The sequence below is a fragment of the Kordia algicida OT-1 genome (assembly GCF_000154725.1).
GTDB classification, from domain to species: Bacteria; Bacteroidota; Bacteroidia; order Flavobacteriales; family Flavobacteriaceae; genus Kordia; species Kordia algicida.
Map to the genome: position 1 here is coordinate 2,292,268 of NZ_DS544873.1, position 23,269 is coordinate 2,315,536.

A 23,269-nucleotide genomic window follows, 5' to 3' on the forward strand; every position below is an offset into this window, starting at 1 on the left:
GTTTTTGATTTTTGTTTTTGATTTTTACTTGTAAGATATATCGAAAATTTAAAGACTAAAAATATTACGGTTTTCCCGTAACTAACTGATAATTAGTTTTAGTAACTTATAGTATTAACATAAAAACTATATTATGAAAAAACGAAATTTAAAATCACTGCAATTAAACAAAAAACGTGTTTCAACCCTTGATTGTTCTAAAATAATTCATCTTGTCGGTGGAGGAACGATAAATCAAACCTGTGAAGCAAATACGCGCGCGCATGGAGAATGTCAATTCTGCCATCCACAGTAAAATAGTATACAAAGCAAACTTCGGTTTGCTTTTTTTATGTTTTCTATTTTCTCCAAAAAATGTGCTTCACAACAACTTCCTCATTTAAAATTCAACAATTAGCTTCTATAATTTCATTTTTTTGGTATTTTGCAGGATAAACCATCCAATTATGTTCAAAAAAGCCATTGCTTTACTCCTACTTTTTGTTTCGTGTTCGCTATTTTCACAACAACTTACGTTGAAACATTACGAAGGAAAAGAAACGACATTCAATACAAAAGTCGTTATAGATTCTATTTCATTTACAGGATTTAACTTAAAAATCAACGTAGACGATTCGCTGGCAACACTCGATAATATTAGCAACATCAATAAAAAACTGAATGCGGAAGGTAATTTTAAATTTACCCTAAACGACAACATTGCAAACATTTCATATAGTTCAGGAAACGTAATTACGGTTCATAAAGCGATGACACTGTTTGAAATTACTACCAAACCAAAACAAGGATTTTCAGCAGTGATTTATGAAGTCACGGATGATTCATTTTTCAACTACGACAGCATCAATCAAGCATATAATTCCAAAGATCAAAAAATAGAAAAAACCATCATTCATCCAAAACCGTTTTTTAGCAGTGATAAAATTGTTTTTGGAATCTTAATGCTTATTCTCGGCTTTGTATTTTATACAGAAAGTAGTAAAAAATCAGGTTGGAAAACGTTTTATAAATATGTTCCGGCTTTACTAATTTGCTATGTATTGCCTGCAATTTTGAGTTCTTTCGGAATCATTTCAGACAAATATTCAGAAACCTACATGATTGCGAGTCGTTTCTTATTGCCTGCGGCGTTAATTTTAATGACTCTAAGTATTGATCTAAAAGGTGTTTTTAACTTAGGTCCAAAAGCATTAATCATGTTTTTTACAGGAACTATCGGAATCATCATTGGTGGTCCATTAGCAATTTTGCTCATCTCATTTGTATATCCTGAAGCCGTTGGCGGAATGGGTCCAGATGCAGTTTGGCGTGGACTTTCTACCTTGGCGGGAAGCTGGATTGGCGGCGGCGCAAATCAGGCAGCGATGTACGAAATCTACGAATACAGTCCCGATAAATATGGCGCAATGGTATTAGTGGATATTGTTGTGGCAAATTTATGGATGGCGATTTTACTATTAGGAATTGGCAAATCTCAAAAAATTGACAATTGGCTAAAAGCCGATAATTCTGCGATTGAACATTTAAAAGTAAAAGTTTCTGCTTTTGCAGATAAAATAAAACGAAATCCAACCTTATCGGAGTTGATGATTATGCTTGCATTGGCATTTGGCGGTGTTTCGTTAGCACATTTTGGCGCGAGTAACATTACAGATTACTTAACGAGCAATTTTGATGCGGTAAAAGACAAAGACGGTGCATTGTCGTTCTTAGGTTCGTCCTTCTTTTGGATGATTACCATTGCAACAGCATTTGGAATCACGCTATCGTATACAAAAGCAAAAAACTATGAAGGTGCGGGCGCAAGTAAAATAGGAAGCATTTTTATTTACATATTAGTTGCTTCTATCGGGATGAAAATGGACTTAGGAAAAGTACTAGAAAATCCTGGTTTGATTGCCATCGGATTGGTCTGGATGACATTTCATGCGGCATTGCTCATTTTAGTTGCAAAACTCATTCGTGCACCATTTTTCTTTCTCGCTGTAGGAAGTCAGGCAAATGTTGGAGGTGCGGCTTCTGCGCCAATTGTGGCTTCTGCTTTTCACCCTTCATTAACTTCAGTCGGTGTCCTTTTGGCAGTATTTGGCTATGTTGTGGGAACGTATGGAGCAATTTTGTGTACAATTTTGATGGAAATGGCTTCTAAAGTTTAACAAAATTATAGATATTTGCGGACTTTAAAAATTCAATTTGATGTTCAAAAAATGTATTGCAATCCTAGTTCTTTTAGGATTTATCTCTTGTGGAGAAGAAACGAACGGTAATTTAAAAATTACTGGAAATGTAGATGGTTTGAAAGAAGGAACACTGTTTCTGCAAAAAGTACAGGACTCAACGCTAGTTACTTTAGATTCTTTAGTTGTGAATGGCGATGCACATTTTACCTTTAGCACAACCATTGAAGAACCAGAAGTATTGTATTTATATTTAGACAAGAAAGATTTTAACGAATTGAACGATCGAATTGATTTCTTTGCAGAGCCTGGTGAAATGACTATCAACACAACACTTCGCCGATTTGTAAACGATGTACAGATTACAGGATCTCAAAATCACAAGGATTTAGTGGCTTTTAAAGAATTTATGACCAAATTCAACACGAAAGAATTGATGTTATTACGCGATGGAATGGACGCGCAAAAAGAAGAAGATGTTGAAAAAGTAACAGAAATCAACACTAAAATTGCGCAATATGCTAAAAGTCGCATGCAATATATCTTAAACTATGCCTTTACAAACAACGACAAAGAAATTACGCCGTATGTAGTAACAACAGAAACCTATGATGCAAACATTCGCTTTTTAGATACCATTTATCAGCAATTGACACCAAAAATCGCAGCATCAAAATACGGTAAAAAGTTGAAAGCATTGGTGGAAGAACGTAAAGCTGAGGAAACTAAATAGTACTTCTACTCCACTCAGTTACGTTGTAATTTATATAAAATACCAAAGCCTGACTTTATTTAAGTTGGGCTTTACATTATCTAAATAGATTCATGAACTCACCGTTGTAATCTTCATCAATGGTTTGCTTACTTATAAAATTGATCGAAAAATTTTCTTCTGTAAGCTCATCAAACTCATCGTACTTTTTCTCTATTTTATATAATCGTTTTCGCAATTCTTCTTTTCTTATAGGCTCTACTTCTTCAACTTGTTTTTGCGTGAAAGGACAAATAAATATTGCACCACTGTAACGTAATATTTGCCAAATACTTAAATCTGAAAATTCTTCCTTTACCTCTTTAGCTTCTTCGCTTGTCATGCGTTTATTATTAGACCAGCCATGTAAATCATGGAAATTACTATATGCTATAAAAAGTCTACGATATAATCCTAAATGCATCACGCTATTTTCTCCATAAATTTTTTCATAAGCGTCTGCAATTTCCTGCTGATATTCTGAATTGTAATTTATACCTGAACTATTATACATACTTTCAAATTCGTCTCTTGTTTTTACAATTACCATTATTCGGTAGAGTTCTCCATCATGAATAGTATCATACATTATATGTAAAACTTGTATTTGAAAACGATTACTTATCCAATCTATCAATTGTTGCTTTAGTGAATCTACAATGAGTTCACCTCTTAAAACTTGCTTGACTTCTGCATATATAGGATCTTCAGGTAAAGGTTTGCTATCTGATTTATTTATGATTTTACGACCTCTTACTAAAGATAATATTTTGTCTAATAATTTAATCGCAACAGCATAATCATCAGTTATACGCAGATTCTTTTTGTCTGAAAGCTTAAAATTTTCATTTGGAAGCAAGCTTTTACAAAGTTTTTTGTTGACATAAACTAAATCATGTAGTGTTTCTTCTGAAAATTTCATCTTAAATACGTCTTCACCAGGAATATCATCATCAAATACATCATAAAAAGTAATAGATAATTCATAATGCCCATTTTCATTTTCTTTTATCATTAAAAAAAAATGAAAATCACGTCCATTATGCCACCAGTCAACATTTATAGCTTCAAATGATATTGAGCAAAATTGAAAATCGTCTAGTCCGACATTTTTTAGTTTCTTTAATAGTGCATACTCCTTCATAAATATTTAAATTATAGCTTCAAAATTTACTATTTATTCATAATAAAGACGTTCATGACTTTCATTAGATACAATAAGGCAATTACAAAGCTTTCCCATAATTTTATGATAATAACTTTCTACTATGTAAAAATACAAATTCTCTTTTCAATCTTCATTCATAAAAAATAGTAGTAAACCAGGTAATTATACGTGAATGTATTCCGCTAAAAAACAGTATTTTAGAAATTCTATAAACTTAAAACAAACATACCATGAGTAATACCCAAATTCCTTCAGGGTGGATTGGCGGATTTGCACAGTCAAATCCTGCTTTTGCATACCCTACGCCAGATTTATCTTCTCTTGAAATGAAAGATAACATGGATAATATTGATTTATTACAACGCCAACAAGGTGTCAAATGGCCCGAATTTAGTTGGCAAACCATTTTAGGAGATGAAAGTTCTCGATGTTTTCAAATGTTTTCTCCCTATATTTCCAGACTTGGTTATACCGACGAAGGACGCGTATATTCAATCATCTGTCCGCAACAAGGCGCTTGCTCACCAACATTTGGCTGTATGAATGTGGAAGTTACGGTTACAGGACAACGCGGTTGGGTTGATGAAACAGCAAAGACTTTTTATGCCGATATGACTGTGGAAGGCACAATTTGGTTCAGTCCAAGTACACATCAAGATGACAAAGTAAAAAAAATCTGGGCGCTTTTTAATAAACTTGGACTCAAATTTCCATCTTCCAAAGCAAATGCTATTAAAGTAAAAACACATAAATTTCAGGATCCAAATCATCCAATATTCCCTGTAAGTCAAGGAGAAACGCCACGTTTTAAAAGTCCTGAATTTGCAAGACATGAACTTGAAGCGTGGAATGTTGGTCATATTGATGTACAGATTGGAGGTATTGCCAAAACAGGAAATAAAATCGTTGATGATTTTAACGAAATGGTCATGTTTGCTTTCAATACAGCTTCTGGAAATATGCTGAAACAAGGAAATACATTAACATGGAATGTGTGGTTTACGCCACCAGAATTGGTTGATAAAGAAGAATGGCGTACTCATGCAGAACGCTGGCGAAAATCTATCGATGCCGATCATGGAAGTCCAACTGGTCCAGGAACAGAGGCTCGTTACTTTGATGGAACACCATTTAAATCTGCTGATGCTTTTGATACCGAAATGAAAGGTGTTTTAAAAGCGGAAATAGGAACTATTAAACAAACGGAAATCAACAAAGTTGAAGGTTTTCTAAATAAGCATTTTAAAGGTGAGTTGTAAATAAATCGTCTAAATACAAGATCAAGTTTATCAATTGAAATTTTAAAAACACCAAGGAACTATCAATATAATTTCTTGGTGTTTTTTATGGTTTTATAATGGTTTTACTTCTTCAATTTCGTCTTCTGCTATGTTTTTCGTTTGCAGTTTGTCAATAATAGTACGGTACATATCTTTTGGCAATCCGCATGCAATAAGATATTCTTTCATTAAATTTTCTTCCGATTTATCAATAATTCCATCTGCTAATAAGACAACTCCTGCTTGGGCTAAAATATTCATGATCGCTTCCGCAGATAGTTCATTTCTGGCTTCATTCAGCAAATTGAATACAAAATTATCTTTGTTTTGATCGCGTTTCACTTGTTCCATTACTTGCATCAATTCGGGTTTTACATCACCAAATTGTTCAATAGCATCCATAATTTCACGTTCTTCTTCTGCGGCAAAATCTCCATCAATTACCGACATGTGCGTCATAGCAGCAACCAAAGCTCTTGCATACGTATATCTTGCTTGATGTTGTACATTTTCTTGTACTGCTTGCGACTGATTAAGAATATCTTTTATTTTTTCGTTGTAGGCACTTTTACAATTATTGCATTCGTAGAAACGATCAACAACATCTAAAGGAATTACAGGAATAAAAAATAAAGTAAACCATCTTCGGTATAACTTATTTACTAATGACCCATTTGAACAATTTGGGCAACTATTCATTAATACTGGGCTTTCGCTGATGGTGTGTTTGATTCCTCTGGTTCCGAAAATTATAAACATATGGTTTCCTTTTTTCGTAAATATACTATAAAATTTTAACAAAGAAATACAATGCACGCACAGTATTTACAACCATAATGTTTCCTATATTTGTAGTGTAATTCAAGAAAAATGAAAATTCAACAAATATATACAGGTTGCTTAGCGCAAGGTGCGTATTACATCGAATCTAATGGTGAAGCTGCAATAATTGATCCTTTACGTGAAACGAAAACGTATGTTGAAAAAGCGACTGAAAATAATGTGCATATCAAATATGTTTTTGAAACACATTTTCATGCAGATTTTGTGTCTGGTCATCTAGACTTAGCAAAAGCGACAGGTGCCACAATTGTTTTTGGACCCGATGCTACAACAGATTACGAGATGTACAGTGCAAAAGATGGTGAAGAATTTAGCATCGGAAACATCAAAATAAAAGTACTACACACACCAGGACATACGTTAGAATCTACTACGTATTTATTGATTGATGAAAACGGCAAAGAACATGCTATTTTTTCAGGTGATACTTTATTTTTAGGTGATGTTGGACGACCTGATTTAGCCATTAAATCCGATCTTACAAAAGAGGATTTAGCAGGAATGTTGTTCGATTCGCTTCGCACAAAAATAATGCCTTTACCAGATGATGTAATTGTATATCCCGCACACGGAGCAGGTTCTGCTTGTGGAAAAAACCTCAGCAAGGAAACTGTAGGAATCTTGGGCGAACAAAAGCAAACGAATTATGCATTGCGAGCTGATATGACGAAAGAAGAATTTATTAAAGAAGTCTTAGACGGAATTACGCCACCACCGCAATATTTTTCTAAAAATGCTTTGCTCAACAAAGTCGGATATACTGCTTTTGAAACCGTTTTAGAAAAAGGTGATATTCCACTAACGCCAGAAAGATTTGAAGCGTTGGCAAATGAAGAAAGTGCATTGGTTTTGGATGTCCGAAACCGAAAAGATTTCCTTAATGAACATATTCCGAATAGTATTTTTATTGGACTCGACGGAAGTTTTGCGCCTTGGGTTGGTGCTTTGATTGCAGATTTGCAACAACCAATTCTGCTAGTTGTACCCAAAGGAAAATCGGCGGAAGCCATAACACGCCTCTCAAGAGTTGGTTACGACAATACGTTAGGATATTTAGAAGGAGGATTAAAAGCTTGGAAAAAAAGTGGTAGAGAAACCGCAACAATCCACTCAATATCCGCAGAAGAATTTGCAAAGCGTTTAAAGAAAAGCAAATTAAATGTACTTGATGTTCGTAAAGATGGCGAATACAAAGCAAAACACATGGAAGGTGCACAACATTTTGCATTAGATTATATTGATAAAAACATGAATGAAGTTGACGCAAATAAAGCATATCACATACATTGTGCTGGCGGATATCGTTCCGTGATTGCAGCTTCTATCTTAAAAGCACGTGGCTTTCATAAAGTAACGGATGTTGCTGGCGGTTTTAAGCATATCAAAGAAACAGATATTCCTTTAACGGAATTTGTGTGTCCTTCTACGCTTTCTTAAATAAAAATAGAAACTAAAAAAAGTGTTCTAATCACTTCTTTATATAAATAAAAAAAAGGCGCTTGGTCTGGCGCCTTTATATGTGCTAAAAATCACTCGTGATTTTATTTTGTTTTATTTAGTATACTATTTGAATGCTTCCTAGTATAAGAAGTTTAAAGCAGTAATGTCGTTTCCGTTAAATTCTCCATCTTCTGAAGAACTGAAACAAGCATTCATTAAAGATGTTGGATCCCAACCTGTAGGTGTTCCTGGAATATGGATTGCTCCAACTCCTGCACTACCTTCATTTGAATTTTGTCCACAACTTTGTCTGCTGAAGTAGTCTGAATGACGGAATCCAATCGAGTGTCCTATTTCATGTCCAATTACATGTTCATGTACATTGTTACTGTAAGGAGCCATACCTGAGTTAATTTTAACCCACTTGTATGGATTTCCTCCTGAAGGGAAACCTGCAGATCCACCTGCTCCACCTTGTACTTGATATACTACCATATCTTTATTTTGATAGTCAGTACCAAATGTTAATTGGAAACTAATACTTAGGTTTAATGCATTATAGTTATCTACTGCCCATCTAAGTCCAGTTTGCATTTTAGTTGTTAATCCATTAGAGTTATTTCCTGTATATCCAATGATTGTAATTACTCCTGGAGAAACTAAATTGTTTGTACGATATTGTTTGCTTGTAATATCTCCACCGAGTTCCATGTTCATTAATTGGTCACGTGTAAAGAAGATATCACCTTCCATCATATATCCTTCTTCGATTTTACCATTTGGCTTTTCGAAAGATGCTTCTTGCATATCGAATGTGTTGAAGTGAAGTGATTGTGCTTTTTGAAGTACGTCTTGTGGGATTCCGATAGCTGTGTCTTGCTCCTCGTCTACTACGGCAGTGTCTTTACTACAAGATACCATAGTGATCCCTAACCCTAATGCCAACGCAAAGGTTAAGTTTTTAATTTTTTTCATTTTAAAAGTTTTTTCGGTTAATGTTATAAATTGTTTGGAGCGATTTTTAACACAGTCCAAAAGTAAAAAAAACATTGAATAATCACTAATAAAATGTTAAAAAAATTAATAATACTTAAAAAATTAACACATTTTACATGTTTTGTTAGAAATTTATCAAAAAAAATAAGCACCTAAAAAAGTGCTTATTATCCATGATTTATTTAAAATAATTTGTTTATCTATACTATTTCAGCAGAAAGCCCAGCTTCAAGTAGCTTACTACATCTGGGTTTTAATTCTTCATATTTTCCTGTTTTTACAGTGCATTTTCCTTTATAGTGTACAATTATAGAACATTGTTCTGCTTGTTCTGCGGTATGATCGCAAGCATAAATTAGTGTTTCAATTACATGATCGAATGTATTTACATCGTCATTGTACAATACTATTTCATTGTTCTTTTGTACATCTTCTAAGGTGAGAAGTTCTTCCTTAATTTTTTCTTGTGTACTCATTTTCACTATTTTACTGCTAATTTACAAATTTTAGCGCAACCCAATTATTTTTTTCTAGTTTGTCTGCAAATTTTAACGCACTTTTAGTACATTCTTCGGTAATCATAGGAATATCTTCCGTATAAAAACCACTTAAAAATAAAATTCCGCCTGCATTCAAACAAGTAGCATATTGATGAATGTCCTTTAATAGAATGTTCCTGTTGATGTTTGCAATGATAATGTCATATTTTTTATCCTTCAACAAAGAAACATCGCCTTCGTATACCGAAATATGATGACAATTGTTGCGTTCCACATTTTCAAGGGAATTAAGGTAACACCAATTGTCAATATCAATCGCGTCTAATGGTTTGGCGCCTTTCATTTCTGCTAAGATTGCCAAAACACCAGTTCCGCAACCCATATCCAACACTTTTTTATTTGTCATATCGGTGTTTAAGATATGTTGCAACATCATGTGTGTTGTTTCGTGATGACCAGTCCCAAAGCTCATTTTCGGTTCAATGACAATGTCATAAGCAACCGAGGGTTTTTCATGGAATGGTGCGCGTACTACACATTTTCCGTCTACTTCTATAGCTTCAAAATTCTTTTCCCATTCTTCGTTCCAGTTGACTTGTGCTATTTCTTCATGCTGATAACTGATTTCAAATTCGGTACTTTTTAGTATTTGAATATCTTCCAAAATTTCTGCATGCCAATCATCTTTTTGTATGTATGCGTTGACACCTTCTTCATTTTCTACAAAGCTTTCAAAACCTGCAAAACCTAACTCTGCAATCAAAATTTCGGTTGCTGGCTGCATAGGTTGTACTTTGAATGTGTATCCAATATAGGTTGTAGACATATTATATAGCGTTTATGATGGCAACGAAATCTGCAGCTTTTAGGGAAGCACCACCAATTAATCCTCCATCAACATCTTCTTTTGCAAAAATTTCTGCGGCATTGGCAGGTTTTACACTTCCTCCATATAAAATAGAAACGCCATTTCCTGTTTCGTCTCCAAATTTCTCTGAAACTGTTTTACGAATAAACGCGTGCATTTCTTGTGCTTGCTCAGGCGAAGCCGTTTCTCCTGTTCCAATTGCCCAAACCGGCTCGTAGGCTAATACAATATTTTTCCAAGCTGCTGTATCTAAATGAAAGAGTGCATTTTTTAACTGATTTTCTACGATATTGAAATGATTTCCAGCTTTGCGATCTTCTAATTCTTCCCCAAAACAAAAAATAATTTCTAGCTCGTTAGCTAAGGCTGCATCTACTTTTTTGGCTAATAATTCATCGGTTTCACCAAAATAAGCTCTACGTTCACTGTGTCCTAAAATTACCGTTTTAATTCCGACACTTTTTAGCATTCTTGCAGAAACTTCTCCTGTATATGCACCTTTCGCTTCTTGGTGCATATTTTGTGCAATTACCTCAACATTGAATGTTTTTAATACGTTAAACGCCTGAAAAAGATTTACAAATGCTGGTGCGACCATCACGCTGGCATCTGTGTTTGGTACTTGTTCAATTAAGTCATTTAATAAAGCTTCCGTTTCAGAAAGATCATTGTTCATTTTCCAGTTTCCTGCAACTATTTTACGTCTCATGTTATTAGTTTTTTTTATTGTTTGATTGCGTTTTGCAATGCTTCATCATTGGTTTTTATAGCTTCAAAAAGCTTGATGCTTCCGTCAGGATTCACAATCATGTATCGTGGAATCCAATTGAGTCCAATGGCTTTTCCAAAAGCACCTTTCATGCCCGATGTTACAAAGTAATGTTCTCCGACAAGGTTATATTTTTGAATACCAGCTTTCCAGCTATTTTCTTTTCGATCCAAAGATAAAAATAGGTAGGTTAACTGCGAATTATTTTTTTGAATTTCTTTTACGCCCGGAATTCCTTCCAAACAATCGCCACACCAAGAAGCCCAAACGTCAATAAATATCGTTTGTCCTTTGTGTTTTTCCAGTATTTCTTTGAATTTTATATTTTTCCCATCAACAGTACGCATGGTTTCTTGTAATGCTTCTGGCGGAAATTCTGTTAAGATTTCTTTTTTACAACCAATTACTAAGAAAGCAATAGTGAGTATGTATATGAAGTGTCTCATTCTACTTTTGAATTGTAATTTGCGTTTTTTTGGTAATGTATGGGTAGATTTCATTTACGTCACTGTTTTTCATTGAAATGCATCCAAGTGTCCAATTTTGCTTTGTATCAATCATGTGATCCATTCCTTCGGGAACACCGTGAATACCTACTTCTCCTCCAATAGTTTCTCCTTCTTTGATAATTCCGTTTGCTTTACGCTGATTGAACTTTTTCCAAGAACTTTTATTCGGGTAATCAATCCAAATAAATTTTGACCAACTGCGATGCGGATATTTGTCTCGTACTCCAAAAACACCTTCTGGCGTTCGTTTGTCGCCTTCTTTTTCTTTATCGTCTACAGGATTTCCTCCAAAAACAACATTGTATTTTTTTACCAACGTATCTGCCGTAAAAACGGAAAGTGTATAATCACTTTTGTCAATAAGAATACGAATACTCGTTTTTGCGGGCAATAATTGTTTTAGTGTTGTTTCAGAAGTTTTGGCATTTTTGTTTGCTGTTTCCCGTTTGCACGATTGCACACAAAACAATGTAATTAAAGAGACGAAAAGTAGCGTAAAAGCTTTCATTTATTTTAACCGAATTTTTGGATCAAGCCAGCCGTAAATAATATCTACCAATATGTTGATGATGACAAACATGCTCGCAATAATTAATACAGAACCCATAATTATAGGCAAATCTTGACTGTTTAATGCGTCTACGATTTCTTTTCCAAGTCCGTTCCAACCAAAGATATATTCTACAAAAACAGCGCCTGCCAACATGGAAGCAAACCAACCTGATATTGCTGTTATTACTGGATTCAGCGCGTTTTTGATTGCGTGTTTTTTTACGATTTGGAATTCACTTAATCCTTTTGCTCTAGCGGTTCGGATATAATCTTGATTGAATACTTCCAACAGCGAGTTTCGCATGAGTTGAATGACCACTGCCAACGGACGAATTCCCAGAACAATAGCTGGTAAGATGAGATTTTTCCAGCGAATGCTGATTGATTCGCCAAAATCATCCACTTCATATAAACTTCCTGTCATGTTTAGGTTTGTGAATTCGTGCAATAAAAAACCAAAAATCCACGCAAATAGAATGGCACTAAAAAACGATGGAACGCTCATTCCTAATGTACTGATAATTTGAATGGCTCTATCAATAAATGTGTCTTTGTATAATGCAGAAATAACACCAAAAATGATTCCTAATAACATGGCAATACTAATCGCAGCAACTGCTAAAACAATTGTATTTGGCAAGGTTTCTTTGATAACTTGCGATACGGTTTTTCCAGATTTTTGAAACGATTCACGCAAATACGGAAATTTTAAAACTGTCGTCGTATTTCCTATCGTAAAAAGTTTTACTGCGCTGTATTTGTTTTTGGACAAATAGGTATAATCGCCTTCTTGAGTAGAGTGAAACGACAATGGAAATAAGTCATTTAAGTAGTATGCATATTGTGTCAAAATTGGTTTGTCAAAGCCATATTTTTTCTTTACGATCGCAACTTGTTCTTCTGTTTGGTTTTGTCCAAGCATCATTTTTGCAGGATCGCCAGGTAAGATATTGAACAAGAAAAATATGACCGTAACGACTCCGAAAAGCGTTAGGAATGCATATCCAATTTTATGTAAAATGTATTTTCCCAAAAATAGTTTGCTATAGTTTTATTTTATCAAAATCGTTGTGATGTGCTTTGTTGACAATCGTTCCCTTATTGAGTTGCAACACACCAGGATTTGATCGGATGATGGTTTTTAGCGCAGTTTCATCCGTAAGGTAAAAATCAAAATTAAACTTCATCAAGTTTGATAAATCTTGCAAATCTTGTGGATCTGAAGATGATAATCCGATTACTTTGTAACCTGCGTCGATCGCTTTGTCTGTAAAGGTTTTTACTTTTGAGAAACCTACTTCTTCCGCTTTGTCTAAGTTGTATACAACGACCATGATGAGTTTTTCTTCTGCCATCATCATTTCGGTAACATCGCCATCGTCAAGACTTTCTATAGAGAAATCGTGAATTGGTGGTTCGTAACCTTCATCCAAAATTTCGCTCGTCACACTTACATACGTTCCACCTTCTACTTCTGGGTAGTTTGCATCTTGCGTTACAATTTCTTTTTCTTCTCCGTTTACGTTAAAAATCCACTTATATTGAAATACTGGTCGTGGCGCATCTGGCGGAACAGACATTCCTTCCATGATGTTTGCGTTAATTTTATACGGTCTAAAATCATATACTGGCAAATGATTCAGCACGTGTCTTCCAAAAAGAATACATGCTATAAGACTTACCAACGTGATTCCTAAGTTGATTTTTTTAGGGAATAATGGCGGAATGTGCTTGTAACCTAAAATTAGTAATAATGTAAAGAACAGCAATATGATGTCTTTCCAAAAGCTTTGCCAAGGTGTGAGTTTCCAAAAATCACCAAAACAGCCACAATCAGTTACTTTGTTGTAATATGCTGAATAAAACGTAAGAAATGTAAAGAACACAATTAGCCCGAGAAGCATTGCCAATACGGGTTTTGTGTAATATCCGAGAAGAATCATCACACCCAGAATGATTTCTAAAGTCACAATAAATAGTGCAATTCCTAGCGCATACGGAACTAAAAACTCTAGATTTAGTACATCTTCTGCAAAATAATCAGTGAGTTTATACGAGAACCCAACGGGATCGTTGAGCTTGATAAATCCTGAAAATATAAATAATCCACCAACAAAAAGTCGAGGAAGTCCTACTAAGTATTTCATTTGTAATTTAGTTTTATCTTTTTACTGTAAGATTTTATGTAAATTTCGCCTAAAGTTTTCAATTTAAAAAAAGAAATGGATATAAGTTCATTTTAAAGGTATTTATGTATGCAAAGTATAAATTGTAAAGGGCAATTGGTTTCACTAGAAACACCAAAAGTAATGGGGATTTTAAACGTAACGCCCGATTCTTTTTTTGATGGCGGATTGTATAAAGATGCAAAGTCCATTCTGACGAAAGTCGAAAAAATGGTAACCGACGGCGCAACGTTTATCGATATTGGTGCGTATAGTTCGCGACCAAACGCGCCACATGTTTCCGAAGAAGAAGAAAAACAACGCTTACTTCCTATTGTAAAATTGGTTTTGGAAAAATTTCCTGAAACCTTGATTTCTGTAGATACGTTTCGTAGTGAAATTGCCAAAGAAGCCATTGCCATTGGTGCCGCAATGGTCAATGATATTTCTGCGGGAAATTTAGACGATAAAATGATGGAAACCGTTGGAAAACTTAGTGTTCCGTATATGATGATGCACATGCAAGGAACGCCAAAAACGATGCAGCAAAACCCGTCGTATGACGATGTGATGAAAGATATTATTAAGGAATTATCTGCAAAAGTTGCCTTGGCGAAATCACACAAAATTAACGATATCATTGTTGATCCTGGTTTTGGCTTTGGAAAAACTATTGCACATAATTATACGATTTTAAAACAATTGCGACTGTTTGAAATGCTTGATTGCCCAATTTTGGCAGGAGTTTCCCGAAAATCTATGATTTATAAAGTATTGGAAACTTCTCCACAGGAAGCGCTCAACGGAACTTCTGTGTTACATACCATTGCTTTGCAAAATGGCGCGACTATTTTACGAGTTCATGATGTAAAAGAAGCGGTAGAATGTGTGAAATTGGTGGAAATGATTAGATAAGTTGTGGGTTGTGAGTTGTGGGTTGTGAGTTGTGGGTTGTGAGTTGTGAGTTGTGTGTTGTGTGTTGTGTGTTGTGTGTTGTGTGTTGTGTGTTGTGAGTTTGTAAAACTATATTTTTCAATTTAAAATTCAACATTCATAATTTAACATTTTAACTTCGTTATTCGTTATTCGTTATTCGTTATTCGTTATTCGTTATTTGTTATTCGTTATTTGTTATTCGTTATTTGTTATTCGTTATTTGTTTACGCTGAGCCTGTCGAAGCGTTATTTGTAATTTGAGATTTCAAATATCACTTAGAAACTGACTAACACCTAAGTCCTAAAACCTAATCCCTGATTTTATTTTTAAAAACTTCAAATATTACATAGAACGCTACTTAAACCTCATTCCTCAAACCAAAAAAAACAAGTTTTACACCAACCTTCTATTATATTTATTATTTTTACTCAAATTGTTCACCTAACTGACTTTGGATTTTATAGGTTTTTTAAATTTTGGATTGCTAGACTTCATCGAAATTATTCTCGTTGCAGTACTTTTGTATTATATATACAAGCTTGTACGAGGAACTGCCGCTATCAATATTTTTATCGGAATCGTTATTATTTTCATTATCTGGAAAGTGACCGAAGCGCTTGACATGAAAGTCTTGAGCAATATTTTTGGCGGATTTATTAATGTTGGAATTATTGCTTTGTTTATCGTTTTTCAACAAGAAATTCGAAAGTTTTTACTGATGATAGGTTCTACTAATTTTGCAACAAAACGTAGTTTTATAAAACATTTTAAGTTTTTAAAGCAAGAAGCCAATACAGAAACAGATGTGCAAGCTATTGTCTCCGCTTGTGAAAAAATGTCTGCCACAAAAACGGGTGCAATTATTGTGATTGAGCGTAACAATTCATTAGATTTTGTCAAAAATTCTGGAGATACGATGGGAATGGATATCAATGTACCAACGCTAGAAAGTATCTTCTTTAAAAACAGTCCGTTGCATGATGGAGCCATTATTGTTGAAGGCAATCGTGTGACTGCCACACGTGTAATTTTACCAGTTTCAAAAGAACCAACCATTCCGCAACGATTTGGATTACGTCATAGAGCTGCTGTCGGAATTACCGAAAAAACAGACGCTTTAGTGCTGGTAGTTTCAGAAGAAACCGGACAAATTTCGTATATCCGAGATGGCGAGTTCATCTTGTATGAAGACCTTGCCATGCTTCAGGAAATGCTTCAAAATGATTTAAGTTAATACATCAAATACCTTATGAAATTAAAATTTACACTACTACTTTTTGTATTTAGTACAGTATTGTTTGCACAAACTACCAAACAGCAAATTTATGATGAAATGATGGCGTATGGCAAACAGGAATTTTTAAAAAAAGTTGCTGAGATTGGAAATGGTAAGTATGAAAAACGATTCTACAATGCTAAAAATTTAGAGTTTTCTTATACGGTAAAAAACGGGAAACTGAATGGTGCTTTTACACAATATTTTAAAAACGGAAATATTTACATACAAGGTTTTTATAAAGACAATTCATTGGATGGAAAATTCATCAAATACTACAAAAATAAGCAAGCGGAATCTATATTTCACTTTGATGAAGACAAGTTGCTTCCAGGCATAGAAGTTTTTTATGAAAACGGAAAGCCGAAAGTAACAGAAACGTTTGACGAAACTAGAAAACTCCGAATTGGAAAGGAATTTTACAAAAACGGAAAGTTGCGATCTTTGCTTGAATATGTGATGAGCGACGATAATTTGATAAGTGGTACTCAGGAACGATTCTACGAAAGTGGAAAAATTAAATCGAGAAAAACGTTAAAAAACAGCAAACCTGTTGGAAAGAAAGAAGAATTCCGCGAAGACGGAAAGTTAGAGGAAATTACAAATTATAATGACAAAGGAGAAAAACACGGTGTTTCGCAAAGATATTATGAAAACGGAAAGCTTCAACGTGAAGAAAATTATGTAAATGGCAAGCAACAAGGTGTTGAAAAAGCATACTTCGAAAATGGAACGTTACGAGAAGAAGTTATCTATGATACGGATGGAAATTACGACGGAAAACATGTTCGATATTATAAAAATGGAAAAGTACGCAACATAACTAATTATAAAAATGACGAACAACATGGTGAAGAAAAGTACTATCATGAAAATGGAAAAGTTTCCATGTCTGGAATGTACAAGAATGGTGAATCTGTCGGAGAACACATTACCTACAGAGAAGATGGCACTGTAAAAAATATTATTGTTTATAATGATGAAGGAGAAGATATTGAATACAGAGATTTTGACGAAAATGGAACGCTGATTAAATCAATGATTGAAATTGACGAAACGCATACTGTTTTTAAAGAGTTTTTCTCAAATGGAAAATTAAAATTAGTTGAAAATCATCGATATAATAAAAAAAATGGCGAAAAGATTACCTATTTTGATAACGGACAATTGCGTCAAAAGTTAATTTACAACAAAGGAAAATTGGTTGAAAATGTTGCCTGTTTTGATAGAAGCGGAAAAAAAATAAACAACGGAGATTTTGCCAATGGAAACGGTTTGGTAAAGTTTTATAATGCCGATGGAAAACTATACAAGGAAGCAATTTATAAAAACGGGCTTATTGATGATGTGACCAATTATGATGTCGATTGATGCAACTGGGTAACATTATTAAAAAAGCATCACTTTTTAGAAAATAAACAGATTTCCCTTAAATAATCAAGCTATGCACTGCAAAAACTGTGAATATTCGCTGGAAACTTCCCATAAATTTTGTGCCAATTGCGGTGCAAAAATAATTCATAATAGACTGACACTTAAAAGTCTTTGGAATGATTTTTCTGAACGTTTTCTGAATTATGACAACACATTGTTTAAAACAGTTCGACATATGTTTTCGCAACCCGAAGTTGTGATTGAAAGTTATATTAACGGAACTCGAAAAAGATATTTAAACGTTTTTAATTATTTTGCATTAGCTATCACCATCACTGGATTTTTTACATTTTTCTTCTTAAAATTCTATCCTGAAATTTTTACGGAAGCGATGGATTTTATGAACAGTTCACAGCAATCTGAACAACAACGAAAAATGTTTTCCAACTTCATGTCTGGAATTTTTGACTATCAATCATTAATGTACTTTTTAATGATTCCTTTGTTGGCATTAATTTCTAAAATTGTATTTCACAATTATAAAAAATACAATTACACCGAACATGCTGTCATCTATTTATATGCCTATTCGCATACGGTCGTATTGATTAATGTTATATACTTATTTTGCATCATTGTATACAATCCGCTTTTAAGTTACATTACACTGCTCTCAATTCCTTTAAGTGTTTTGTATGTGGCGTATGTTTTAAAACGTTTGTATCGATTAAGTTTTAAAAAGATCGTTTTAAAAACACTTTTGTTTATTGGTGTTGGATTGCTCTTTTATATCGTAATTACCATCATCATCGGAATCATTATGATAATCGTGATGTTTCTTGATGGAAGTTTTATGGAAATGGTAGAAGAACAACGACGATTGAAAGGAAAGTAATCTCTTTTAAAAATTATGCTGTTTCCTGCTGAATAAACTGTACTTCGTATAAATTTTTGTAATATCCGTTTTCTATTTGGAGTAATTCGTCGTGCGAACCTTGCTCTACAATATTTCCTGCGTCCATCACAATAATCGTATCTGCTTTTTTGATCGTTGCCAATCGGTGTGCGATTACGATAGAAGTTCTTCCTTTGGTAATAGTATCTGTAGCATTTTGAATGAGTTGTTCTGAATATGAATCTACCGAAGAAGTCGCTTCATCCAAAATTAAAATCCGAGGATTTGTCACATATGCACGTAAAAACGAAATTAGTTGTCGCTGTCCTGAAGAAAGCATGCCGCCACGTTCTTTTACGTTGTATTCGTAGTTATTGGGCAAACTCATGATAAAATTGTGTACGCCAATTTGTTTAGCAGCTTCTTCTACAGTTTCACGTGTAATATTAGGGTTTTGTAAGGTAATATTATTCAGAATCGTATCTGCAAATAAAAATACATCTTGCAATACAACAGCTATTTTTGAGCGCAATGCCGCAAGTTTTACATCTTTAATGTCAATTCCGTCGATCGTGATTTTTCCTGAGTCAATTTCGTAAAAACGATTTAACAGGTTGATTATCGTAGATTTTCCTGCTCCAGTTGCACCCACAATAGCAACCGTTTGTCCTTGTTTTACATCAAAGGAAATTCCGTGCAACACTTCTTCATCTTCTACATAAGAAAAGCGTACGTCTTTAAAAGCTAAGTTTCCTTGGATGTCTAAAGAAGTCATTTTTCCGTTGTCATCAATAGAACTTTCTGTATCTAAAATGGTAAAAACACGTCCTGCAGCCACCATTCCCATTTGTAAGGTGTTGAATTTATCTGCAATTTGTCGCAATGGTCTGAACAGCATTCCAATCATCATAATAAATGCCAAAATAGAACCTAAATCTACAGAAGCGTTGGTTGCAGACATCAATCCGCCATACCAAACAATCAATCCGATGGCGACAGAATTTGCCAAATCGGGAATTGGAAAAAAGATAGAGTTATACCAAATGGTTTTTAACCAACCTTTTTTGTGCTTTTCGTTGATTTCTTTAAAGTTGCTATATTCTGTTTTTTCTCTTGAAAATAATTGTACGATTTTCATTCCTGTGACACGTTCTTGCACGAAGGAATTTAAGTTTGAAATTTGTGTACGCACTTCTTCAAAGGCAGATTTCATGGCTTTTTGAAATACACGTGTTGCATAGATTATCAATGGAAGAATTGCAAATACAATCAGTGACAATTTCCAACTTATAAACAGCATTACAACTATCACGACAAGCATTTTTAACAAATCGGCAATAATGACAAATAATCCTTGACTAAAGATACTAGCAATGGTTTCAATATCGCTTACAGCTCTGGTGACCAAGCGCCCAACCGAAGATTTATCGTAATACGCCATTTTGAATTGCAACATGTGATGAAACAATTTTTGTCGAATGTCTTTTATAATGCTTTGTCCGAGCCAGTTTGCATAAAATACAAATAGAAACTGGAAAACAACTTCAAGCACCAAAACGCCAAGCATGAAAAGAATGTATACTAACAAACCAGGTTCGTCTTTGGTAACGATATAATCATCAACCGTAATTTTTAGTAAAATTGGGCGTGCAACGGCAAATACAGACAAGAGAATTGCTGCAATTGCTACAAAAAATAAGGTAATTAGGTACGGATTTGTATAGGTTAATAATCTTCTAAAAAGACCAATATCAAATACTTTTCCTGTTACTTTAGCCATGTGTTGTAAATGTTTCTGCGGGATAGGTCACAGCCGTCAAATATAACGCTTTTCCTGGTACCGAAGTTCCTGCTTTGTTTCGATCTCTCGATGCTATGATTTCTTTAAATCCTTCAATAGATAATTTTCCCAATCCAACTTCTAATAGTGTTCCTACAATAGCGCGCACCATGTTTCTCAAGAAGCGATCGGCACGAATGGTAAACACTAATAATTCTCCTTTTTGTTCCCAAACCGCTTTTTCTAATTGACAGATATAGGTTTTTACATCTGTATGTGTTTTTGAAAAACATTTAAAATCTTGATAATTAAATAGTTTTTTCGCTGCTTTGTTCATCAAATCCACATCGAGTTTTTTGTAAACCGTATGCGCCGATTGTGTGTAAAACGGATTCTTCTCTGAAACAATCCAATATTCATAGGTTCTTCCTGTAGCGTCAAATCGCGCGTGCGCATCTTCTTTTACTGTGTGAATTTGCTGAATTGCCACATCTTTTGGTAAAAATGAATTCAATTTGAATGTCAGTTCTGCACGATTGAACACGACGTCTGTATCAAAATGCGCATACATTTGTTTGGCATGCACACCAGCGTCAGTACGTCCTGCACCCACTATCGCAATGTTTGATCGCAATAAGATAGATAAAGCTTTTTCGATAACTTCTTGTACAGAAATAGCGTTTGGCTGATTTTGCCAACCGTGATATTTTTCGCCATTATAAGAAAGTTCAATGAAGTATCTCAAGGTAATTTTGCTACTTTTGTTTCAGACTCACAAAGATAAGTTTTAATTCATTATTTTACGGGAATTCACAATTATTTAGCAAAGTTTAAAGATGAATTACTTCCAAATAACACAAGTTACCTTAATGGTTTTATGAAAAAAATTTTATTATTATCCGATACGCATAGTCATATAGACGATCAAATTTTAAAACATGTCAAAAATGCTGATGAAGTTTGGCACGCTGGCGATATAGGCGATTTGTCGGTAACAGATACGATTCAGAAATTGAAACCTCTGCGTGGTGTGTATGGCAATATTGATAATGATAAAGCGCGAATGGAATTTCCCGAACACAATCGGTTTATGTGTGAAGGTGTCGATGTGTGGATCACGCATATTGGCGGTTATCCTAATAAATATAATGTGCGTGTGCGCGATGAAATTCGTCAAAATCCGCCGAAACTTTTTATTTGCGGACATTCACATATTTTGAAAGTAATGTTTGATAAAAAACTAGATTTATTACACATGAATCCTGGCGCCTGCGGAAAACACGGTTTTCACAAAGTCCGAACGATGTTGCGTTTTGTGATCGATCAGGATAAAATAAAAGATTTAGAGATTATTGAATTGGCGAATCGGTATTAAAATTACTGTTTTTCTGCGTATGCTTCAGCTACATAATCGCCCCAATCTGCAATAGATTTTATAAGCGGAATCAGCGTTTTTCCAAAGTCTGTTAATGAATATACTACTTTGAGTGGTGGTTTTGTCGTATATACTTTTCGTTTCAGTAGTCCGTCTTCTTCCAAAGCTTTTAGTTGCAAACTCAGCGTGCGTTCAGTAACGGTTGGCATCAATTTACGCAATTCGTTATAGCGTAATTGTTCGTCCATCAAATGGAATAAAATGACTGTTTTCCATTTTCCGCCAATAATTCCCATGGTCAAACTAGCACAACATGGATATTCTTTTCCGTTAAATTTCAATGATTTTCGAGTTTCTGCTTCCATAATTTTTATACTATCATTCTTGACCGTTATTGCAAATATATAAAACTATACTTACTTTTGCTACTATAAAAATTATAGTTTAATCAAAAAAAAGATATAGAATGAGTTTTTTAACAGCCATGCAACAACGATATACGACAAAAAATACGATGCTCAAAAAGATGCCACAAAGATAAGGAAGCTTTGAAAGAAATTTTACGCTTGAGTCCATCTTCCATCAACAGTCAGCCGTGGAAATTCACATTTGTTTCGGACGAAGCAACTAAGCAAAAACTTTCAGAGGTTTCTTGGTTGAATACGAGCAAAGTATTGGACAGTGATACCATAATTGTTTTTAGTCAAATTGATGATATTTCCTCGTTTGAGCAACAGATTGAAGCAGAGCTACCTGAAGGTGCGGTAAATTATTTTAAGGAGTTTATCAAACCACAATCAGAAGCAGCAATTAAAGCTTGGTTTGGCAAACAAGTCTATTTGTCTTTAGGTGTTTTGTTGAGTGCTTGCGCAGAAATGGGCATTGATGCCACACCAATGGAAGGTATTGAACCTGATAATTATGATAAAATTTTAGGATTAGAAAATTATAAAACACTTGCGGCAGTTGCGATTGGATATCGTGCGGAAGATGATAAAAATCAACCAAGTATCAATCCGAAATCAAGGAGAGATTTTGAGAAGGTTATTAAGACTGTGTAAATTTTCTTTGAGAATATTCTAGCGAAAGCTAAAAAAACAATACGTGTAGAATTAATAGCGATTTGAAAAAAGTTTCAAGTCGCTATTTTATTTCATATTTAAGAAAAAACAATTTCTTCTGCCATGACTCTAGAGTTTAAAAGAACTCTTATTTAAAAATAAAGTATAGTCTCTTTTTTGTATTTTTGTTTAAAACAGAATATTATGCGTACGATACAGTTAAAAATTAACGAAAAGGTTTATGATAAATTTATATGGCTGTTGAGTAAATTTACTAAAGATGAAATTGAAATTGTAAGTGATAGTTCTGATTTTAAAACTTCACAAGACTATTTACGCAAAGAATTAAATGAAATTGAAAGTGGAAAGGCCAATTTCATATCTCAAAAAGATTTTGAAGATCGTTTAAATGAAATAATTTAAGGGTTTCCATGAAAATTATCTATAAAGATACGTTTGTTGAAAGACTTGAGAAACAATTAAAATATATTGCAAAAAATAATCAAAAATCAGCAATAAAATTAAAGTCAGAGTTACTACAAAGGATAAAAGC

General features: G+C 34.1%; 25 protein-coding genes. 12 read left to right on the forward strand and 13 right to left on the reverse strand.

All coding sequences use genetic code 11. The features are described from left to right. The first annotated feature begins 133 nt into the window (after positions 1 to 133). The 3 genes from KAOT1_RS22880 to KAOT1_RS09850 all read left to right on the forward strand — a co-directional run bounded on the left by KAOT1_RS22880 (position 134) and on the right by KAOT1_RS09850 (position 2,910). Positions 134 to 295 carry a hypothetical protein gene (locus KAOT1_RS22880; protein WP_007094645.1) on the forward strand — a complete coding sequence of 54 codons (162 nt, stop codon included), beginning with the start codon at positions 134 to 136 and terminating at the stop codon, positions 293 to 295. A gap of 595 nt (positions 296 to 890) precedes the next feature. Continuing rightward, entirely contained in the window at positions 891 to 2,156 is a 1,266-nt protein-coding gene (locus KAOT1_RS09845; RefSeq protein ID WP_040559992.1) for a DUF819 family protein, read from the forward strand. 40 nt (positions 2,157 to 2,196) lie between these two features. Then, a complete protein-coding gene (locus KAOT1_RS09850) occupies positions 2,197 to 2,910 on the forward strand; it encodes a DUF4369 domain-containing protein (RefSeq protein ID WP_007094647.1) in 714 nt (237 codons plus the stop codon). A 76-nt stretch (positions 2,911 to 2,986) separates the two neighbouring features. Here the strand turns inward: KAOT1_RS09850 and KAOT1_RS09855 are convergent, their stop codons facing one another. Then, complete coding sequence (locus tag KAOT1_RS09855; RefSeq protein ID WP_007094648.1) at positions 2,987 to 4,072, reverse strand: hypothetical protein; 1,086 nt, start codon at positions 4,070 to 4,072, stop codon at positions 2,987 to 2,989. A 254-nt stretch (positions 4,073 to 4,326) separates the two neighbouring features. On the opposite strand from KAOT1_RS09855, the gene KAOT1_RS09860 reads away from it, so the two are divergent. Then, a complete protein-coding gene (locus KAOT1_RS09860; RefSeq protein ID WP_007094649.1) occupies positions 4,327 to 5,355 on the forward strand; it encodes a hypothetical protein in 1,029 nt (342 codons plus the stop codon). A gap of 93 nt (positions 5,356 to 5,448) precedes the next feature. Here KAOT1_RS09860 and KAOT1_RS09865 read toward each other — a convergent pair whose 3' ends face one another. After that, entirely contained in the window at positions 5,449 to 6,135 is a 687-nt protein-coding gene (locus KAOT1_RS09865) for a TerB family tellurite resistance protein (protein WP_007094650.1), read from the reverse strand. A 111-nt stretch (positions 6,136 to 6,246) separates the two neighbouring features. Here KAOT1_RS09865 and KAOT1_RS09870 point away from each other — a divergent pair, with 111 nt between their 5' ends. Further along, entirely contained in the window at positions 6,247 to 7,656 is a 1,410-nt protein-coding gene (locus tag KAOT1_RS09870; protein ID WP_007094651.1) for an MBL fold metallo-hydrolase, read from the forward strand. Between the two features lie 141 nt (positions 7,657 to 7,797). Here the strand turns inward: KAOT1_RS09870 and KAOT1_RS09875 are convergent, their stop codons facing one another. From KAOT1_RS09875 to KAOT1_RS09910, 8 genes are all read right to left on the reverse strand, one after another. After that, a complete protein-coding gene (locus tag KAOT1_RS09875) occupies positions 7,798 to 8,634 on the reverse strand; it encodes a M57 family metalloprotease (RefSeq protein WP_007094652.1) in 837 nt (278 codons plus the stop codon). A gap of 221 nt (positions 8,635 to 8,855) precedes the next feature. Next, on the reverse strand, positions 8,856 to 9,131 hold the full coding sequence (locus tag KAOT1_RS09880) for an ATP-dependent Clp protease adaptor ClpS (protein WP_007094653.1): 276 nt from the start codon (positions 9,129 to 9,131) through the stop codon (positions 8,856 to 8,858). A gap of 16 nt (positions 9,132 to 9,147) precedes the next feature. Further along, complete coding sequence (prmA, locus tag KAOT1_RS09885) at positions 9,148 to 9,981, reverse strand: 50S ribosomal protein L11 methyltransferase (protein WP_007094654.1); 834 nt, start codon at positions 9,979 to 9,981, stop codon at positions 9,148 to 9,150. Between the two features lies 1 nt (position 9,982). Further along, positions 9,983 to 10,732, reverse strand: coding sequence for a triose-phosphate isomerase (gene tpiA / locus KAOT1_RS09890; protein WP_007094655.1), 750 nt, complete (start codon positions 10,730 to 10,732; stop codon positions 9,983 to 9,985). A gap of 14 nt (positions 10,733 to 10,746) precedes the next feature. Further along, positions 10,747 to 11,238 (reverse strand): TlpA family protein disulfide reductase, encoded by a 492-nt coding sequence (locus KAOT1_RS09895; protein WP_040559459.1) that lies wholly within the window; start codon positions 11,236 to 11,238, stop codon positions 10,747 to 10,749. A 1-nt stretch (position 11,239) separates the two neighbouring features. Further along, on the reverse strand, positions 11,240 to 11,809 hold the full coding sequence (locus KAOT1_RS09900; protein WP_007094657.1) for a L,D-transpeptidase family protein: 570 nt from the start codon (positions 11,807 to 11,809) through the stop codon (positions 11,240 to 11,242). Then, on the reverse strand, positions 11,810 to 12,886 hold the full coding sequence (locus KAOT1_RS09905; RefSeq protein WP_007094658.1) for an ABC transporter permease: 1,077 nt from the start codon (positions 12,884 to 12,886) through the stop codon (positions 11,810 to 11,812). It lies immediately after the preceding gene. Between the two features lie 10 nt (positions 12,887 to 12,896). Next, entirely contained in the window at positions 12,897 to 14,000 is a 1,104-nt protein-coding gene (locus KAOT1_RS09910) for a BT_3928 family protein (protein WP_007094659.1), read from the reverse strand. Between the two features lie 108 nt (positions 14,001 to 14,108). On the opposite strand from KAOT1_RS09910, the gene folP reads away from it, so the two are divergent. The 4 genes from folP to KAOT1_RS09930 all read left to right on the forward strand — a co-directional run bounded on the left by folP (position 14,109) and on the right by KAOT1_RS09930 (position 18,500). Continuing rightward, on the forward strand, positions 14,109 to 14,933 hold the full coding sequence (gene folP, locus KAOT1_RS09915; RefSeq protein WP_040559460.1) for a dihydropteroate synthase: 825 nt from the start codon (positions 14,109 to 14,111) through the stop codon (positions 14,931 to 14,933). A gap of 473 nt (positions 14,934 to 15,406) precedes the next feature. Next, positions 15,407 to 16,189: a diadenylate cyclase CdaA gene (cdaA, locus tag KAOT1_RS09920; protein WP_007094661.1), complete on the forward strand. Its 783-nt coding sequence runs from the start codon at positions 15,407 to 15,409 to the stop codon at positions 16,187 to 16,189. A 15-nt stretch (positions 16,190 to 16,204) separates the two neighbouring features. Then, on the forward strand, positions 16,205 to 17,602 hold the full coding sequence (locus tag KAOT1_RS09925) for a toxin-antitoxin system YwqK family antitoxin (protein WP_007094662.1): 1,398 nt from the start codon (positions 16,205 to 16,207) through the stop codon (positions 17,600 to 17,602). Positions 17,603 to 17,675: 73 nt separating this feature from the next. After that, positions 17,676 to 18,500, forward strand: a complete 825-nt coding sequence (locus KAOT1_RS09930) for a DUF3667 domain-containing protein (RefSeq protein WP_040559462.1) — start codon at positions 17,676 to 17,678, stop codon at positions 18,498 to 18,500. Positions 18,501 to 18,513: 13 nt separating this feature from the next. Here the strand turns inward: KAOT1_RS09930 and KAOT1_RS09935 are convergent, their stop codons facing one another. Further along, entirely contained in the window at positions 18,514 to 20,280 is a 1,767-nt protein-coding gene (locus tag KAOT1_RS09935; RefSeq protein WP_007094664.1) for an ABC transporter ATP-binding protein, read from the reverse strand. Further along, the gene (gene truA, locus KAOT1_RS09940; protein WP_007094665.1) at positions 20,273 to 21,025 is read right to left on the reverse strand and encodes a tRNA pseudouridine(38-40) synthase TruA; all 753 of its coding nucleotides are present in this window, start codon (positions 21,023 to 21,025) and stop codon (positions 20,273 to 20,275) included. The genes KAOT1_RS09935 and truA overlap by 8 nt, the downstream gene beginning before the upstream one ends. 132 nt (positions 21,026 to 21,157) lie before the next feature. Here truA and KAOT1_RS09945 point away from each other — a divergent pair, with 132 nt between their 5' ends. Then, positions 21,158 to 21,655 (forward strand): metallophosphoesterase family protein, encoded by a 498-nt coding sequence (locus tag KAOT1_RS09945; protein WP_007094666.1) that lies wholly within the window; start codon positions 21,158 to 21,160, stop codon positions 21,653 to 21,655. Positions 21,656 to 21,657: 2 nt separating this feature from the next. Here the strand turns inward: KAOT1_RS09945 and KAOT1_RS09950 are convergent, their stop codons facing one another. Beyond that, positions 21,658 to 22,020 (reverse strand): winged helix-turn-helix transcriptional regulator, encoded by a 363-nt coding sequence (locus KAOT1_RS09950; protein ID WP_007094667.1) that lies wholly within the window; start codon positions 22,018 to 22,020, stop codon positions 21,658 to 21,660. Positions 22,021 to 22,203: 183 nt separating this feature from the next. On the opposite strand from KAOT1_RS09950, the gene KAOT1_RS09955 reads away from it, so the two are divergent. Both KAOT1_RS09955 and KAOT1_RS09960 read left to right on the forward strand, forming a co-directional pair. Next, the gene (locus KAOT1_RS09955) at positions 22,204 to 22,716 is read left to right on the forward strand and encodes a nitroreductase family protein (protein WP_007094668.1); all 513 of its coding nucleotides are present in this window, start codon (positions 22,204 to 22,206) and stop codon (positions 22,714 to 22,716) included. Between the two features lie 204 nt (positions 22,717 to 22,920). Then, positions 22,921 to 23,139, forward strand: coding sequence for a hypothetical protein (locus tag KAOT1_RS09960; protein ID WP_007094669.1), 219 nt, complete (start codon positions 22,921 to 22,923; stop codon positions 23,137 to 23,139). The last annotated feature ends 130 nt before the right edge of the window (positions 23,140 to 23,269 follow it).

Bases quoted from the DNA above. Each gene is read 5' to 3' on its own strand.
- KAOT1_RS22880 (WP_007094645.1), top strand. From the start codon at position 134: ATGAAAAAACGAAATTTAAAATCACTGCAATTAAACAAAAAACGTGTT.
- KAOT1_RS09850 (WP_007094647.1), top strand. From the start codon at position 2,197: ATGTTCAAAAAATGTATTGCAATCCTAGTTCTTTTAGGATTTATCTCT.
- KAOT1_RS09855 (WP_007094648.1), bottom strand. From the start codon at position 4,072: ATGAAGGAGTATGCACTATTAAAGAAACTAAAAAATGTCGGACTAGAC.
- KAOT1_RS09860 (WP_007094649.1), top strand. From the start codon at position 4,327: ATGAGTAATACCCAAATTCCTTCAGGGTGGATTGGCGGATTTGCACAG.
- KAOT1_RS09865 (WP_007094650.1), bottom strand. From the start codon at position 6,135: ATGTTTATAATTTTCGGAACCAGAGGAATCAAACACACCATCAGCGAA.
- KAOT1_RS09870 (WP_007094651.1), top strand. From the start codon at position 6,247: ATGAAAATTCAACAAATATATACAGGTTGCTTAGCGCAAGGTGCGTAT.
- KAOT1_RS09875 (WP_007094652.1), bottom strand. From the start codon at position 8,634: ATGAAAAAAATTAAAAACTTAACCTTTGCGTTGGCATTAGGGTTAGGG.
- KAOT1_RS09880 (WP_007094653.1), bottom strand. From the start codon at position 9,131: ATGAGTACACAAGAAAAAATTAAGGAAGAACTTCTCACCTTAGAAGAT.
- prmA (WP_007094654.1), bottom strand. From the start codon at position 9,981: ATGTCTACAACCTATATTGGATACACATTCAAAGTACAACCTATGCAG.
- tpiA (WP_007094655.1), bottom strand. From the start codon at position 10,732: ATGAGACGTAAAATAGTTGCAGGAAACTGGAAAATGAACAATGATCTT.
- KAOT1_RS09895 (WP_040559459.1), bottom strand. From the start codon at position 11,238: ATGAGACACTTCATATACATACTCACTATTGCTTTCTTAGTAATTGGT.
- KAOT1_RS09900 (WP_007094657.1), bottom strand. From the start codon at position 11,809: ATGAAAGCTTTTACGCTACTTTTCGTCTCTTTAATTACATTGTTTTGT.
- KAOT1_RS09910 (WP_007094659.1), bottom strand. From the start codon at position 14,000: ATGAAATACTTAGTAGGACTTCCTCGACTTTTTGTTGGTGGATTATTT.
- folP (WP_040559460.1), top strand. From the start codon at position 14,109: ATGCAAAGTATAAATTGTAAAGGGCAATTGGTTTCACTAGAAACACCA.
- KAOT1_RS09925 (WP_007094662.1), top strand. From the start codon at position 16,205: ATGAAATTAAAATTTACACTACTACTTTTTGTATTTAGTACAGTATTG.
- KAOT1_RS09930 (WP_040559462.1), top strand. From the start codon at position 17,676: ATGCACTGCAAAAACTGTGAATATTCGCTGGAAACTTCCCATAAATTT.
- KAOT1_RS09935 (WP_007094664.1), bottom strand. From the start codon at position 20,280: ATGGCTAAAGTAACAGGAAAAGTATTTGATATTGGTCTTTTTAGAAGA.
- KAOT1_RS09945 (WP_007094666.1), top strand. From the start codon at position 21,158: ATGAAAAAAATTTTATTATTATCCGATACGCATAGTCATATAGACGAT.
- KAOT1_RS09950 (WP_007094667.1), bottom strand. From the start codon at position 22,020: ATGGAAGCAGAAACTCGAAAATCATTGAAATTTAACGGAAAAGAATAT.
- KAOT1_RS09960 (WP_007094669.1), top strand. From the start codon at position 22,921: ATGCGTACGATACAGTTAAAAATTAACGAAAAGGTTTATGATAAATTT.